Source organism: Enterococcus sp. LX10 (genome assembly GCF_023539285.1).
GTDB lineage: Bacteria > Bacillota > Bacilli > Lactobacillales > Enterococcaceae > Enterococcus > Enterococcus faecalis.
The window spans coordinates 2036518-2051903 of record NZ_CP092784.1 but is presented as its reverse complement, the minus strand read 5'-3'; the positions used below and the strand labels follow the sequence as shown (position 1 = coordinate 2051903).

General features: G+C 35.5%; 15 protein-coding genes, 1 pseudogene and 1 other annotated feature. Of the genes and pseudogenes, 14 read left to right on the top strand and 2 right to left on the bottom strand.

The window, feature by feature from the left end; translation table 11 throughout:
- Positions 1-114: 114 nt before the first annotated feature.
- From MKZ30_RS09635 to MKZ30_RS09575, 13 genes are all read left to right on the top strand, one after another.
- On the top strand, positions 115-816 hold the full coding sequence (locus MKZ30_RS09635; RefSeq protein WP_002382689.1) for a bacterial Ig-like domain-containing protein: 702 nt from the start codon (positions 115-117) through the stop codon (positions 814-816).
- On the top strand, positions 817-2253 hold the full coding sequence (locus MKZ30_RS09630) for a helix-turn-helix domain-containing protein (protein ID WP_033601311.1): 1437 nt from the start codon (positions 817-819) through the stop codon (positions 2251-2253).
- 367 nt (positions 2254-2620) lie between these two features.
- Entirely contained in the window at positions 2621-3064 is a 444-nt protein-coding gene (locus tag MKZ30_RS09625; protein WP_002381534.1) for a hypothetical protein, read from the top strand.
- A 208-nt stretch (positions 3065-3272) separates the two neighbouring features.
- Positions 3273-4460: an FtsW/RodA/SpoVE family cell cycle protein gene (locus tag MKZ30_RS09620; protein WP_002367107.1), complete on the top strand. Its 1188-nt coding sequence runs from the start codon at positions 3273-3275 to the stop codon at positions 4458-4460.
- 24 nt (positions 4461-4484) lie between these two features.
- The gene (locus tag MKZ30_RS09615; RefSeq protein WP_002359675.1) at positions 4485-4844 is read left to right on the top strand and encodes an arsenate reductase family protein; all 360 of its coding nucleotides are present in this window, start codon (positions 4485-4487) and stop codon (positions 4842-4844) included.
- 5 nt (positions 4845-4849) lie between these two features.
- Entirely contained in the window at positions 4850-5164 is a 315-nt protein-coding gene (locus MKZ30_RS09610; RefSeq protein WP_011109554.1) for a glycine cleavage system H family protein, read from the top strand.
- Positions 5165-5217: 53 nt separating this feature from the next.
- Positions 5218-5465, top strand: a binding site (T-box leader).
- A 113-nt stretch (positions 5466-5578) separates the two neighbouring features.
- The gene (locus tag MKZ30_RS09605) at positions 5579-6616 is read left to right on the top strand and encodes a methionine ABC transporter ATP-binding protein (RefSeq protein WP_002364465.1); all 1038 of its coding nucleotides are present in this window, start codon (positions 5579-5581) and stop codon (positions 6614-6616) included.
- Complete coding sequence (locus MKZ30_RS09600) at positions 6609-7295, top strand: methionine ABC transporter permease (protein ID WP_002362617.1); 687 nt, start codon at positions 6609-6611, stop codon at positions 7293-7295. Before MKZ30_RS09605 ends, MKZ30_RS09600 begins: the two co-directional genes overlap by 8 nt.
- A gap of 14 nt (positions 7296-7309) precedes the next feature.
- The gene (locus MKZ30_RS09595) at positions 7310-8128 is read left to right on the top strand and encodes a MetQ/NlpA family ABC transporter substrate-binding protein (protein WP_002359679.1); all 819 of its coding nucleotides are present in this window, start codon (positions 7310-7312) and stop codon (positions 8126-8128) included.
- Between the two features lie 347 nt (positions 8129-8475).
- Positions 8476-9291 (top strand): undecaprenyl pyrophosphate synthase, encoded by an 816-nt coding sequence (gene uppS / locus MKZ30_RS09590; protein WP_010816669.1) that lies wholly within the window; start codon positions 8476-8478, stop codon positions 9289-9291.
- A complete protein-coding gene (locus MKZ30_RS09585; RefSeq protein WP_002359680.1) occupies positions 9288-10088 on the top strand; it encodes a phosphatidate cytidylyltransferase in 801 nt (266 codons plus the stop codon). Before uppS ends, MKZ30_RS09585 begins: the two co-directional genes overlap by 4 nt.
- Positions 10089-10852: 764 nt before the next feature.
- A complete protein-coding gene (locus MKZ30_RS09580; RefSeq protein ID WP_033601309.1) occupies positions 10853-11503 on the top strand; it encodes a Dph6-related ATP pyrophosphatase in 651 nt (216 codons plus the stop codon).
- Between the two features lie 87 nt (positions 11504-11590).
- On the top strand, positions 11591-11818 hold the full coding sequence (locus tag MKZ30_RS09575) for a hypothetical protein (protein WP_002362220.1): 228 nt from the start codon (positions 11591-11593) through the stop codon (positions 11816-11818).
- Positions 11819-11902: 84 nt separating this feature from the next.
- Here MKZ30_RS09575 and MKZ30_RS09570 read toward each other — a convergent pair.
- Positions 11903-13305: pseudogene (locus MKZ30_RS09570) on the bottom strand (IS3 family transposase).
- 177 nt (positions 13306-13482) lie between these two features.
- On the opposite strand from MKZ30_RS09570, the gene MKZ30_RS09565 reads away from it, so the two are divergent.
- Positions 13483-14214: an HAD family hydrolase gene (locus tag MKZ30_RS09565; protein ID WP_002419511.1), complete on the top strand. Its 732-nt coding sequence runs from the start codon at positions 13483-13485 to the stop codon at positions 14212-14214.
- A gap of 23 nt (positions 14215-14237) precedes the next feature.
- Here the strand turns inward: MKZ30_RS09565 and MKZ30_RS09560 are convergent, their stop codons facing one another.
- Complete coding sequence (locus MKZ30_RS09560; protein ID WP_033601306.1) at positions 14238-15350, bottom strand: SHOCT domain-containing protein; 1113 nt, start codon at positions 15348-15350, stop codon at positions 14238-14240.
- Positions 15351-15386 lie beyond the last annotated feature (36 nt).

Genomic DNA, 15386 nt, shown 5'->3' with positions numbered 1-15386 from the left:
TTTCCTTGGAAAATAGGAAGTTTTACAAGTTACTTAGTTTAAGAACACCTATTAGCAGGTTTTTCTGTTAAGATAGTTGTTTTTATGAAATAGTTTGGAGGAATAATAAACGAGATGAACCAGCGAACTATTTATTATGGTAGTATCGGCACAGCCTTATTTCTTTCTTCAGGAATGTTAATTGCTTCAGTGAATAGCTATGCCAACGAAGTGACAACACCAGGCAAATACACCGTGACTTATGAAGTAGATGGCAAAATTGAAACAGCAACCATTACGGTCAAAGAAAATCAAACGGAACTTAAATTAAAAGACACGTTTGTAGGAGTTAATCAAGCATGGTCACCATTAGACAATGTTGTTTTTCTAAAAGATAAAGAGGGACGCCCTCTAAATTTAGAAAATGTAATTATAGAAAATAATGTAAATACTCAAAAAGTAGGCCTTTATTTTGTAACCTTCCGTTACGAGTCATACCTTTCTATTGCGAAGGTGTATGTCAACCCTACTAATTTTGCTGCAGAGGGGAATATGCTTGCAGAGCTTCCTTATAGTCAAGCAATGATTGGGCCAGAAAGACCAATTATTGCCTCAAGACAGGACAAGGAGCAACAAACAAAACAGGAGAAAAAGAAAAATAAAATTGAACAGGAACGAGTAAATAAAAAGGTGCTGTTAAATGATGAGTTGTTGAAAAAAATAGATACGATAGCCCCAGTGGAAATTACTGGAGGAGCGGCAAGTGGGTCCTCTCAATTTGGCACCACTTTAAGCTTCCTGTCAGGCTCACTTTTGTATGGAACAAGGAGAGTTTAAATGGAATTCTTGTTATTAGATGATCGGGAAAATTTAAAATTAGCGATTATTAGAAAGTTAGAGCAACAATATTCATTTTCTGAACGAAAAGATCGTTTATGTAAGCAATTAGCTATTTCTCCTTATTTGCTAGAACGGAACATAACAGAAATCAATGCAGATTTGCAACGCTTTGGTCTGATTAATGAGATGGAAATCAGTGAAAAAAATAATGAAATTTTTTTATCTCAAAGCCTTCGTATTTCTTCAAGTATTATTGAAGAATATTATTTAAAAGACTCGTTAGAATTTAATCTATTAAAAACGATTTTCTTTCATCAGTTTACCTCAATCAAAAAATATGGCGAAAAGCACGGGATGAGTCGAACGGTTGTATACAAAATTGTTGACCATATCCGGAAAGAATTGGGGCAATACGGTATTAAGTTATCCAAAAATTTACAACTTAGCGGCAATGAAATGGCGATTAGACAATATTTTACTATGCTCTATTACCGAATTTACAAAGATTCTGAAGAAGTATATAATCAAACAGATCTTCGCGCAGTGAACCAATTATTGGCTCAATTGAAAGGCTCTTATGAAAATATCACTAATTTTCATTTATTTAAACATTATGTATTGGTGGCGTTAGAACGAACGCAAAGAAAAGCTAATTATTTTTTATCCCAAGAAGAAAATCCATTCGCTTTTGACGAAGAAAGTTCGATTTATCAAGAAATTCAATGTTGGATCAACGAAGTAATGAAGGCGACTCATGCAGAGAAAAATGCAGAAATTCAAGGAATTATCGGCAATTTATCGGTCTATCAAAGTGAACTTATTTCGGAACATTTGCTGAGTTCTCACAATGAGGCAATTACGGCTACGAAAACATTATTCTTTTCTTATATGCCGTTTACAATTTCGGAAGAAGAATTTTATCAAGAAATTGTTCCGATTATTTATCAACACCGTTTTATTACGCCGTTTATCGATATCACCTTACGAATTATGGATTTAGAATTTTTTCAGGAACGCTACCCAATTGTTTTTGATAGCTGTCGTCAGTTTTTATTTGCGTTGGACTGCTCGGCGTTTGAGTTTAGTAAGCTTTCTTTATTTTTTGATTTACTATTAGTGTTATCCCGTCTTTATGACCAAAGGAATGAAAAAAGCACGATCAATCTTTATGTGAATTTTACGCAAGGAGAAAAATATACTCAGTTTATCAAAGAACAAATCAAAATATTCGAATCTTTCAGCATTCACTTTCATTCAGCGATTCGACCAGATACTGATTTAGTAGTTTCAGATTATTTACCAAAAACGTTATTTTCAGTAAAATGTTTAATTTGGCTAGCGCCCCCGCGAGCCAGTGACTGGCAAAATTTTGGCAACGAAATTGTCCGAATTAATAAAGAGCTACAACAAACAAAACAAAGAAAAAGCGAATAACAGACGAGGGCGGGACAGAATTGTTTAGCTTCGAGGACCAAGTTGTACGCTGATTTTATCTGTTCGTATTTTACAGAGAAATATCGAAGCGTGTAGTGTTGATGCTATTCCCGCCGTTTATCAGGTTTTGAGTGTGGAACAAAAATCCAAAGGGATTTTTGTTCCACACTCGTTTTTTACGAGTAAGAATTGAGAATCAAAAAAAATATCGATATAATTAAAAATAGATGAGTTTTTATTTCCGTTAATTCTCATTTAAAAAAGAAAAAGGAGTGTATTTTTATGAAAAAATTTTTAAAAATTAGTCTCGTCTCAGTCATATTATTGTTGATTCTAACTAGTTGTGTCATTGTGAGGATGTGAGAAAATGAAAAAAAATATCTGGTTATCTGTACTGGCATTATTAATTTTGACTGGTTGTAAAATTAACATTAATAGTCCACAATCTGCCAGAGATGATAATTACGGTGAGACAACCCAGGCAAGTACTAGTATTAATGAAGTAGATGATAAGCTAGCTGGAACAATGTTTTCAAAAAAAGGAAGCGGTGATGATGTATTTACAAACTTAGCTTTTAAAAAGGGGCCAGTTATAGCAAACATTACTTTCAAAGGAACGGAAAAAATAGTTGTTCGGATCGTGGACAGTGATGGACAAGAAATTGCAAAGTTAATTGATACGCAAGGAAATTACATCGGAAAAACAATGGCTCAAATTCCTAAAGACGCAGATACGTATATTTTAGAAATTAAAGCAGAAGGAAGTTGGTCCATTCAATTTTCAGAAGCAAATACGAAAGCCAATCAATAGCTATTTCGGAAAGAAAGCAATCTATACCTATCTGAAGTGGAAGAAACGTAATTTTTGTAGAAAAATTAAGCATGAATAAATGGCGATCGAAAAGAAAAATTTTTATTGAATTCTCTAAAGTTTTTCTCAAATATAGTAGAATTCCTTTCTTTTCTTCTGTGAGAAAGATATAATAAAAAACGTATGAACAAAGGAAAAGGGATGACGAATGAATAGAAAAGAGAAAACAAATTTAGATAGTCGAATTGATTACGGCGTGATATTACCAGTTTTTCTTTTATCACTAATTGGTATGCTATCGCTTTACGTAGCGCTTTACAATGATCCAAGCAAACCTAAAATTGGTAGCTTGTTAATGAAACAAGGACTGTGGTATTTAGTCGGAGGATTAAGTATTGTCATTATTATGCATTTTAGCTCAAAATTACTCTGGCGGTTAACGCCCGTTTTTTATGCACTTGGATTAGTATTAATGGGATTACTACTGAAATTCTATGATCCCGTGCTAGCAGAGCAAACAGGTTCTAAAAACTGGATTCGCTTTGGAGGCACCACATTCCAACCATCGGAATTGATGAAGATTGCGTTTATTTTGATGTTGGCCTATATAGTGACCATGCATAATGTTAAATATGTGGACCGAACACTCAAAAGCGACTTTTGGCTAATCGCTAAAATGCTATTAGTCGCGATTCCGGTAATTGTTTTAGTACTTTTACAAAAAGACTTCGGGACGATGTTAGTTTTCTTAGCCATTTTTGGGGGAGTTTTCTTAATGTCTGGCATTACTTGGAAAATTATTGTGCCCGCCTTTATCATAGCTGCTCTAGTCGGAGCTGGAACCATCTACTTGGTAACAACAGAAACAGGAAGAGACTTATTGTCTAAAATTGGCATTAAAGCTTATCAATTTGATCGGATTGATTTATGGCTAAATCCTTTCCATACAGATCCAGATCGCTCATTCCAACCAGCGCTAGCATTAACAGCAATTGGTTCTGGGGGCCTTTTCGGAAAAGGCTTTAACGTGAGTGATGTGTATGTCCCTGTTCGTGAGTCAGATATGATTTTTACAGTTGTTGGTGAAAACTTTGGCTTTATTGGTGGCTGTTTCATTATTTTGTTGTATTTTATTTTAATCTACCGCATGATTCGCGTTTGTTTTGATACAAATAATGAATTCTATGCCTACATTGCCACAGGAATTATCATGATGATTTTGTTCCATGTTTTTGAAAACATTGGAGCGAATATTGGTTTACTACCATTAACTGGGATTCCATTACCGTTTATTAGTCAAGGTGGTTCTTCCATTTTAGGTAACATGATTGGGGTGGGCTTAATTATGTCCATGCGTTACCAACAAGAAACGGTTCGTACCAGAAGTGGTCGTTAAAGAAAGAAGAAAGAAGGGGTAGAAATGTACACACTTTATGAATATCCTAAATGCTCAACTTGTAAAAAAGCGAAAGCGTGGTTAGACCAACAAGGCGTTAAATACCAAGCAATTGATATTAAAGCAACACCGCCTAGTAGTGAACAACTAGCAAAATGGATGAAAGAAACCGGCTTGCCTGTTCGTCGTTTTTTTAACACAAGTGGGGTTTTATATAGAGAACAAGGCTTAAAAGATCTTGTTGACAGTTTTTCTATTGAAGAAGCAAGTCAGCGTTTAGCTGCGGATGGCATGTTGATTAAGCGTCCAATTCTCTTAAAAGACAATACATTTCTAACGAATGGTTTTAAAGAAGCAGATTACGAAGGAGTGCTTGGAAAATGAGTGAAATGAAACAAATCGATCAATTATGGATCTTACCAACAGAAGCAGGTTATAAAATTGGTTTAACTGCCGAAGCCCAAGAGGATTTAGGGAAGATTACTTTTGCAACATTTCCAAAAGTCGGACAAACATTAGCTAAAGGTGATTCTTTAATTGAATTAGAAGCAGAAAAAGCAGTCAGTGAATTCAGTAGTCCATTATCTGGTAAGGTAGTTGCGATTAATGAAGCGGCTGATCAAGAGCCAAGTGCATTAGATGAAGAAAATGCCTGGATTGCTGTTTTAGCAGATGTTGAACCAACAGAATTTGAAAATCTTTAGTCTTACGTTGACAAGGCCAATGTTTATTGCTATAATTTTCTCAATCTAATCAAAAGAAAGCTTTGAAAAGAAGAGTACATGTTAAGGACGTTTGAAGAGAGCCCTGTTTGCTGAGAATGGGTAACAGATTTAAGATGGAAGATGGTCTTTGAGCAGAGTAAGTGAGCGAAGCAGTGAACTTACTACGGGGCGCCCGTTACAGCCAACGGTATGCGAAGAATCAAGTACCGTATGAGGTTATTATTGAGAAATAATAGCGAATTAAGGTGGTATCACGAAATGACAAACTTTCGTCCTTTTTGCTGTAATAGCAAAAGGATGGAAGTTTTTTTGTTTTTATTAAGCAAATTCGTTTCATAAAAAGTGCGAAACCTTCAAAATAAGAAAGTAGAACAGAAAGAAGAGGAGAACAAAATGGCATTAATTGAATTACGTCATGTAAAAAAAGAGTTTTCCGGTAAAGCGGGTAAAGTCACAGCTTTAAAAGATATTGATTTAACGGTTGAATCTGGTGATATTTATGGCATTATTGGCTATTCAGGTGCAGGAAAAAGTACGTTGGTTCGCTTATTGAATGGACTTGAAACACCTACAGAAGGTGAAGTAGAAATTCAAGGACAAGATATTGCATTGTTGCCAAATAAAGAACTACGAAACTTCCGTAAAAAAATTGGGATGATCTTTCAACATTTTAATTTATTATGGTCACGGACAGTTCTAGAAAATATCATGCTCCCATTGGAAATTGCTGGTGTTCCAAAACAAAATCGGAAAAGCCGCGCAGAAGAGTTAATCAAATTGGTTGGTTTAGAAGGACGGGAAAATGCCTACCCAAGTCAACTCTCTGGTGGGCAAAAGCAACGAGTGGGGATTGCCCGTGCCTTAGCTAACAATCCTGACATTTTGCTTTGTGATGAAGCAACAAGTGCTTTGGATCCGCAGACAACCGATGAAGTGCTAGAATTACTACTAAAAATCAACCAAGAATTAAATTTAACGGTTGTATTAATTACCCACGAAATGCACGTGATTCGTAAAATTTGTAATCGCGTAGCCGTGATGGAATATGGTGAAATTGTTGAAGAAGGTAAAGTAATCGATATTTTCAAAAAGCCTCAAACAGAAATTGCGAAACGCTTTATCCAACAAGAAGCGGATAAAAACATTGAAGAAACGGAACTGGTTGTCGAAGAAATGTTGGAACAATATCCGAATGGAAAAATTGTTCGCCTACTTTTCCACGGTGAACAAGCGAAATTGCCAATTATCTCGCATATTGTCCAAGAATATCAAGTAGAAGTCAGCATTATTCAAGGGAACATTCAGCAAACGAAACAAGGCGCAGTGGGTTCTCTTTATATTCAATTATTAGGCGAAGAGCAAAATATTCTAGCAGCCATTGAAGGATTACGTAAACTTCGTGTAGAAACAGAGGTGATTGGAAATGAATAATCGTGGCTTAGCAAGTTTCTTTGATTTTTCCCAAATTGATATAAGTAAACTACAAGAAAAAACGATTGAAACACTCTATATGACAGGGATTTCAATCATAGTGGTCGCCATTTTAGGGCTGATTTTAGGACTACTACTTTTTGAAACGTCAGGCAGAAAAGGGATTTTGAGCCGATTACTGTATTGGCTAGTGGCCATTTTTGTAAATATTTTCCGTTCGATTCCGTTTATTATCTTAATCGTTCTGTTAATTCCTTTTACAAAAATTATTTTAGGGAGTATGTCTGGTGTCAAAGGCTCCTTACCAGCTTTGATTATTTCCGCAGCACCTTTTTATGCTCGCATGGTCGAAATTGCTTTTCGTGAAGTTGATAAAGGCGTGATTGAAGCAGCCAAAGCAATGGGGGCCAATCGTTTCCAAATAATTTGGAAAGTTCTATTACCAGAAAGTCTGCCAGCGCTTGTTTCTGGCTTAACCGTTACAACCATTTCCTTAGTGGGCTATACTGCAATGGCAGCTGCTATTGGAGCGGGCGGTTTAGGAAGTTTGGCGTATCAAGATGGCTTCCAACGTGGTCAAAATACAGTTACCTTAGTAGCAACGATTTGTATCTTAATTATTGTCTTTGCGATTCAATGGATTGGGGATACAGTCGCTAAAAAAATAGATAAACGATAAATGGAGGGAATAAGATGAAAAAACGTACATTATGGTCAGTAATTACTGTTGCAGTAGCTGTCTTAGTTTTAGGGGCTTGCGGCAATAAAAAGAGTGATGACTCGGTCTTGAAAGTTGGAGCTTCACCAGTTCCACATGCAGAGATTTTAGAACATGTAAAACCTTTATTAGAAAAAGAAGGCGTAAAACTAGAAGTGACGACTTATACAGATTACGTGCTACCTAACAAGGCGTTGGAAAGTGGCGATATCGATGCCAACTATTTCCAACATGTGCCGTTCTTTAATGAAGCGGTTAAAGAAAATGATTATGACTTTGTGAATGCAGGTGCGATTCATTTAGAACCAGTAGGGCTTTACTCGAAAAAATACAAATCGTTACAAGAAATTCCTGATGGTTCAACGATTTACGTTAGCTCTTCCGTTTCAGATTGGCCACGTGTTTTAACGATTTTAGAAGATGCTGGTTTAATCACGCTGAAAGAAGGGGTAGACCGGACAACTGCTACTTTCGATGATATTGATAAAAACACTAAAAAGTTGAAATTCAATCATGAAAGTGATCCAGCAATCATGACCACTCTTTATGACAATGAAGAAGGGGCTGCGGTTTTAATTAACTCAAACTTTGCCGTGGATCAAGGATTAAATCCGAAAAAAGATGCGATTGCCTTAGAAAAAGAAAGTTCACCTTATGCCAATATTATTGCGGTTCGTAAAGAAGACGAAAACAACGAAAATGTAAAAAAATTAGTCAAAGTATTACGTAGCAAAGAAGTCCAAGATTGGATTACAAAAAAATGGAACGGTGCCATTGTTCCAGTCAATGAATAAAGAGAAAAAGACAATAGAATAAAAACTTGAGGTCGGGACAGGCGTGTTAAGCTTCAAGAAATAAGAAGAAAGTTCTGAAAGATGCTTTTTGTCTCTCAAGGACGTTCAGCTTATTTCCGAAGAAGCTACTCCTGTCCCGTTGTTTATTTAAAATTTTAGGGCTAGGCAGATATATCAGGTTGATTTACCTACCAAGCCTAAGTTTTTTTCTTTTAAAAAAGGACCATAAATGATAAAGTTACAAGGAATTTCTTAATTATCAGGAAAATTCAGGGACTATGCATAGGCATTTGCATTAGTTATTGTTATAATAATTAAGATAGATTTTTTGGAATGGAGGGAAAAAGATGTTACGTTTTTTTCCGCAAAAAAATAAATATGTAGAAGAAGCAAGCCAGTACGCCTTTGATAAAGAAGGCCAGATTCCACAGCACATTGCCATTATTATGGACGGAAATGGCCGGTGGGCACAGAATCGAAGACTGCCGAGAATTGCTGGACATAAAGAAGGCATGGATACGGTCAAAAAAATAACGAAGCATGCTAGTCATTTAGGCGTTAAAGTTTTAACACTTTATGCATTTTCAACGGAAAATTGGAAGAGACCAACAGATGAAGTCAATTTCTTAATGCAATTGCCTGTTGATTTTTTTGATACATTCGTGCCAGAATTAATTAAGGAAAATGTTAAAGTCAATGTAATGGGCTACCAAGAGTTTCTACCAAGCCATACGCAAGATGCTGTTAAGCGGGCCATTGAGCAAACCAAAGACAATACGGGCATGGTTTTGAACTTTGCTTTAAATTATGGGGCGCGTGCGGAGCTACTAACTGCCATGAAACAGATTGCTACAGAGGTTTCAGAAAAAGCATATACGGCAGATGAGATTACAGAAGAAACGATCGCAGATCACTTAATGACTGGCTTTTTACCCACGGAACTTCGCGATCCAGAATTGTTGATTCGAACAAGTGGGGAAGAGAGAATTAGTAATTTCTTGCTATGGCAAATTGCTTATAGCGAGTTGTTTTTTACAAAAGCATTATGGCCTGATTTTTCAGGAGACACTTTAGAAACCGCGATTGCTTCTTTCCAAAATCGTAATCGTCGTTTTGGAGGTCTAAAAGAAACTACAGAAACAGAAGGGAGCGATCCGCAGTGAGACAACGTGTCATCACAGCTATCGTCGCATTAATCATCTTTATTCCAATTATCTGGTATGGTGGTTTTGCAATTGAGATTGCCGCTGTTGCTTTGGCAGTAGTCGGCGTGTACGAGTTATTCCGTATGAAAGGATTAACGTTATTAAGTTTTGAAGGTGTTTTATCAGCATTAGGGGCCGTTTTTTTAGTTATTCCAACAATTAAGTGGTTAAACTTTTTGCCGGAAATGCAAACAAATTTCATTTTATTTTATGTCACTGTGATGTTGTTGTTAGGTGCTTCGGTGATTTCTAAAAATACATATACGATTGAAGAAGCTGGCTTTCCAGTTATTGTCAGTTTATATGTAGGGATGGGGTTCCAGAACTTTATTAGTGCCCGTTCCGCAGGTTTTGAAGTCTTGTTATTTGCTTTATTCATTGTCTGGGCAACGGATATTGGTGCATATCTATTTGGACGCCGATTTGGTCGTCATAAATTGATGCCAGATGTTTCACCCAACAAGACAATAGAAGGTGCACTTGGTGGTATTTTATCAGCCGTGGTTGTAGCAGCGTTGTTTTTAGTTTTCACAGCTAATAAAGGGCTATTTCCTTATCCGATGCCGGTGATGCTCGTATTGACGGTTCTATTTTCTATAGTAGGGCAATTCGGTGATTTGGTTGAATCTTCTATCAAACGTCATTATGGCGTGAAAGACTCTGGTAACATCTTGCCAGGACATGGCGGTATTTTAGATCGTTTTGATAGTTTATTATTTGTATTCCCAATTATGCACTTATGTGGATTATTTTAAATTGATTAACAAAATTTAAAAAAGTATCGTCAAATAAGCAAAAATCCAGAAGAGAGACTCTTCTGGATTTTTGTTTATTTGTTGAGATAATGCGTGAAACACCGACAGGGTATGTTTGAGATAAGTTTAATTTTAAACATGCGGTGGTTTTACTCTTTAATTGACAATAGCCTTCTCTTTAAAGAGAAGGCTATCTAACGAATCAATATTATTATTTTAAAGTTGGATCAGACTATTTCTAGTATTCAAGTATTTTTCATTTAAGCGATGTATTCCCTACCTCTAATACATCCTTGTATCTCTCTAGACACGCCAGTTTTGAATAAAATCATCAAAACAATTGAATGGTTCGTTTAAAAATATTTTTCGTGTTCTAATTATTATAACATAAAACTCGTCAACTGACCACTAGCTGACGAGTTCATAATTTTTCCAGATAAATAGACAGCCGTTTTCCGCCGACTGTCTAAGATTAAGATAGATTTGTAAAGAAGTGAATAAATGCTTCCTACTATCTCTTTATAACATGAGGAAAAGAAAACTGCAAAAGATAGCTGTGTTTTTTGAAAAAAAGATCAGCTGGTTTCCGCCAGCTGATCATCCGTTGAAAAGAGATATAAAGAAGTGAATAAAGCTTGCTTTACCTCTATTTTATACCATGTTTTGATTCAAATAACTATTCAGTATTAGTTATACTTAAATAATAAATATGTATACGGATGTATTGTTTTGAGGTATAGTCATAGAGAAAAGAGGGAACGTTTATGAAAAAATTTTGTTTAAGTTATAGCTCTGGTAAAGATTGTTTATTGGCGATGGATCGATTGGTACAAGCAGGAAATCAGCCAGTTGCGTTAGTGACAACATTAAGTGATGAAATTAATCGTTCTTGGTTTCACGGCATACCAATCTCCGTCTTAGAAGCAGCAGCCGAAGCGTTAGATTTACCACTTGTTATCTCACATAACAATGAAACAAATTACACAGAAAAAGTGGTTGAGGCACTGCAGGAAACCAAAAAATTAGGTGCAGAAACGGTTTGTTTTGGCGATATAGATATTGAACAAAATGGTGCTTGGGATCGCCAAGTTGCATTAAGTGCTGGGCTTGAGCCACAATTACCTCTTTGGCAGGAGAATCGCGAAGCACTTGTGAAAGAATTCTTGGCAAAAGGATACACAGCAATTATCAAAACGATCAGCAAAGAGGCAGGTATTCCAATAAAATTTTTAGGAGAACCGTTAGATGAAACATTTATCACGTACCTTAAAGAGCATCAATTAGATATTTGCGGAGAAAACGGGGAGTACCATACGTTGGTAATTGACGGCCCGCTATTTAAAAAGAGGCTCAATTATTATGCTTCAGGAATTTATGAAAGTCCTTATGCTTATTCCTTGATTATTGATGCTTAAATGAAAGTAAAAGGACACAAGCTGCCACTTTTTCTAGGGATATGCTATAATTGACTTAAGAAAAGTAGAGAAAGTGAGTGGTTAATTATGGAAGAAACTGTCTTTTTTAATTTAGGAAATGCCCTTGCTTCAAAAAGAGATCAAAAAGAATTAATTAAAGAAGCCCAAATTGCGAAAGATACTCGAAAGATTCCAGGAAAACTGATTATCGTTGAAGATGAAGAAAATGGTACCCATATTTTATTTGAATTAGCTGATCAAACAGAACCGTCTGCTGAAACAAAAGAATTCAAAGTAAAAAAAGTGATTGATTAAAAAAAAAGCAACGAATTTTTCTAAATTCTGTAGCGACCCCAAAAAGTTAGACTTTTTATAGAGTGGATTTTTCCACTCTATTTTTTATGCAGTTTTTTGATTGAATTGTCGAAATTCTACTGGGCTTTTCCAGTTAAGTTTTTCTTTGATTCGGTGATGATTGTAATAATAAATGTAGTTCTCAATTGCTTCTCTCAATTCATTTTGACTTTGATAGATTTTTCCATAGTACACTTCTTGTTTTAGGATACTGAAGAAATTCTCCATAGGAGAATTATTTAAACAGGTTCCTTTTCGAGACATACTTTGAAAGATATTATTGTCCTTTAATGTTTGTATATAGACATTCATTTGATAAGCCCAGCCTTGATCAGAGTGAAAGGTGCGCCGATAGGGACAATCATTTGTTTGAGAAATTGCTTCTTTCAGACCTTCCATAACTGTTTTACCATTTGGTTGAGTAGAAAGGCTATAGCTTAGAATTTCACTATTATACATATCCATAAATGGATCTAAGTATAGTTTTTTCTGACGAAAGATGCCTGCGTTATCTGCTTCAAAGTACTTAAATTCAGTTGCATCAGTTGTAATTTTTTGATGAGGAACAGAGGTTTTAAATCGGCGACGAATCAAATTTTTAGCGATTTTACCAACGGTTCCTTTATAGGAATTATATTTTCTGGATTTCTTAGTAAAAGCTTTGACTTGTAACTTTAACTTTTGTATTAATCGCTGGACTTTCTTTTTATTCACTTGAAATCCACGTCGTTTCAATTCTTGGGTCATCCTTCTATAGCCATAATGTTGATGTTTTTTACGAATCGCTTGAATTTCTTCTTCAATGATTTGTGTTGAAGCTGTTCTGTCGAGGCGTTTTTGCCAGTACATGTAAGTAGATTTTGGAAACCTTAGGGTTTCCAAAATATCTTTTAATCGAAAGTGTCTTCGGAGACTGTGAATGATTCGTGCGATTCGTTCATTTTTTGTTCGTCCTCTAAACGCAGTCTTCTCAATTCTTTTAAATAGGCATTCTCAATTTTTAACATTCTATTTTCTTTTTCTAGTTTCTCTACTTGAGATCGTTCACTTGGTAATGGTTGGCTTTCCTTTTGTTTCTTCTTAGGCATGGTAGGTGGACGTCCTTTCTGTTTAGAGAGTCCCTCTATACCAAACTTCTGATACGTTCTAAGCCAATTCGCAATCAATGCTGGATTGTTCATTTTTAGAAGATTAGCTACTTCTTGATAGGACAACTCTGTTGTTAAATATAACTCTATCGCATCTAGCTTAAATTGAACAGAGTAATTCTTATTTTTTTGACTGCGAAGTAGGCCTTCTTCACCAAGTTCTTTATAGGCATTTATCCATTTGCTTATTTGAGAACTATCTTTAAACCCATACTTCTTTGCGAGAAACCTTAGACCTCCTTGACCAGATAAGTAGTCATGAACAAGTTTAAGTTTAAATTCAAAACTGTATTTTGCCATACAAAAAAACCCCAAAAAGTTAGATTTCTAGGTCTAACTTTTGGAGGTCGGCTCATTCGTTGCTTTTTTATATTTTTTTACACAAATGATACAAAAAGAATATCAAAATCAAATAAATGATTAGTATACTTGAAGAAACAAATAGGAAGCAAAGCAAACGTTTTGAGGTGTTCTTTCATGGAAAATCGAGGAATTTTATTTGATAAAGATGGTACGTGTATTCGTTTTGATACTCTTTGGCAAGCAGGTTTGAAAGCTTGTTTTGAAACACTAAGTATGTTAGCCCCTCATCATTCAGCAGAAATAAAAAAGATATTAGCTATTCAGGAGCAACGTTTTTTGCAAAAACATTTACTTGATGAAGTCCTTTATCAGGAACTTTATCAGGAATTGGCGCAATTTGAGGAATTAGTCGAACAGGGAATCAGCAGTCGATGGCTGGAGCAATTTTTTTATGATTATTTACGAAAAAATCTGAAAAAGATTGAACCAATTGGTGATTTAAAACAGTTATTTCTTGAGCTGAAACGGAAGAACTATAAAATTGGATTAGCAACTTCAGATACTTTGCCAGCGACTATGTTGATTATGGAATATCTTGGTTTAACAGAAATGTTTGATTTTATTGCGACAGGAGATCGTTACTTACCGAAACCAGATGCGGCCATGCTCCAAGCCTTTTGTCAGTCATGTCAATTGAAGCCGACAGAAGTAATTATGGTAGGTGATTCGCTCGTGGATGTTTTCATGGGAACTTGTCATGGTAAAGCGGGAATTGGTGTTTTAACAGGTAACTGCCAGTCAACTGATTTTGAAAAGTTTGAAGTAGCCTATTTTCGTGATATCCATGAAATACCTTATCAAGAATTATGGGAAAATACCAAGAATAAAAAAATCCTGAAAAGATGACGAGTCTTTTCAGGATTTTTTTATTAATCTAATTGAAGCAATTGCCGTTTCTTTTGTTGAAATTCTTCTTCTGTTAGAATTCCTTCATCAACTAACAGTTTTAAATTTCTTAACTCAGCCATTACGTCTTCAATAGTGCTAGATGAGTTTTTTTGTGAATCAGATAGCTTTGGTTCAATCGGTTGGTTTTCATCACTCTTTATAGGAGTTGGTATTTCTTTTTCTTTTATTCGACGAACAATAGTGTCTAATGATGAAAGGGCTCGTTCGGCGTTGAAACGGGCTCTATCGATCGCTAATTGACGATCAAATTCAGTGGTTTGCTCACTAAGTGTCTTTAAAAAGGAAATAGTGATGGTTGGGCGTTGCAAATCATCTAGATTAATCAAAATATAGACACTACTGACGCGATCATAAGGTACGTTTTCTTCGGTGAAATGGGTATTTTTTTTCTCTAAAATTTTGTAATCAGCGATAATGCTTACTGGCAAAATTTTTGATGAACCAACCAGTCGAAATTTTTTTTCAGGTTCATCGAATTCAATCGAGCCAGCAATGGTTGTTGTAGGATTGAATAGCCGGTTGTCTTCTTGGACATTTCTTAAATCCGTCAATGTCCAAGTTTGGGTATATCCTTGTCCTTGGACACCGAGTTGACCTGCACATTTCTTACAGATTTGGTAATTATCTGAAGTTAAATATTTTCCTTTATTATCCTGACAAAGAGCACATAGATTTCCATAAACTTCAGCATTTTTTTCATTTGCTTTTGCGATTTCAGACTGCTTGTTTATTAACTCTTGCATTTGTTGTAAATCAGCTAAACTTTTTTTATCAACGGACCAAGTGGATACTTTAAGTTTTTTTAAACAGCTTTTTCCTACGCGATAAAAATCACTCGTAAAGTACTTGCCAGTTTCCTCTTCGCAAAGATAACATAAATTTCCCTTTGCTTGCATTGCTTGATCCTTTTTTATAATTTCTTCTTGACGTTTTATAATACTTTCCATTGTTCGATCTTTAATTTCTTTTGGTTTTAACTCTAAATGTTCTGCACAATGTTTACAGATACCGTGATTATCAAAGGTGATGATTTTACCAGGATTTAGATCACACAGTTCGCACATACTTTTCATGGGATGACTCCTTTTGGTTAAGATAAATTAATTTTA

Coding starts and splice junctions, on each gene's coding strand:
- MKZ30_RS09635 (WP_002382689.1), top strand. CDS start 115: ATGAACCAGCGAACTATTTATTATGGTAGTATCGGCACAGCCTTATTT.
- MKZ30_RS09630 (WP_033601311.1), top strand. CDS start 817: ATGGAATTCTTGTTATTAGATGATCGGGAAAATTTAAAATTAGCGATT.
- MKZ30_RS09625 (WP_002381534.1), top strand. CDS start 2,621: ATGAAAAAAAATATCTGGTTATCTGTACTGGCATTATTAATTTTGACT.
- MKZ30_RS09620 (WP_002367107.1), top strand. CDS start 3,273: ATGAATAGAAAAGAGAAAACAAATTTAGATAGTCGAATTGATTACGGC.
- MKZ30_RS09615 (WP_002359675.1), top strand. CDS start 4,485: ATGTACACACTTTATGAATATCCTAAATGCTCAACTTGTAAAAAAGCG.
- MKZ30_RS09610 (WP_011109554.1), top strand. CDS start 4,850: ATGAAACAAATCGATCAATTATGGATCTTACCAACAGAAGCAGGTTAT.
- MKZ30_RS09605 (WP_002364465.1), top strand. CDS start 5,579: ATGGCATTAATTGAATTACGTCATGTAAAAAAAGAGTTTTCCGGTAAA.
- MKZ30_RS09600 (WP_002362617.1), top strand. CDS start 6,609: ATGAATAATCGTGGCTTAGCAAGTTTCTTTGATTTTTCCCAAATTGAT.
- MKZ30_RS09595 (WP_002359679.1), top strand. CDS start 7,310: ATGAAAAAACGTACATTATGGTCAGTAATTACTGTTGCAGTAGCTGTC.
- uppS (WP_010816669.1), top strand. CDS start 8,476: ATGTTACGTTTTTTTCCGCAAAAAAATAAATATGTAGAAGAAGCAAGC.
- MKZ30_RS09580 (WP_033601309.1), top strand. CDS start 10,853: ATGAAAAAATTTTGTTTAAGTTATAGCTCTGGTAAAGATTGTTTATTG.
- MKZ30_RS09575 (WP_002362220.1), top strand. CDS start 11,591: ATGGAAGAAACTGTCTTTTTTAATTTAGGAAATGCCCTTGCTTCAAAA.
- MKZ30_RS09565 (WP_002419511.1), top strand. CDS start 13,483: ATGGAAAATCGAGGAATTTTATTTGATAAAGATGGTACGTGTATTCGT.
- MKZ30_RS09560 (WP_033601306.1), bottom strand. CDS start 15,350: ATGAAAAGTATGTGCGAACTGTGTGATCTAAATCCTGGTAAAATCATC.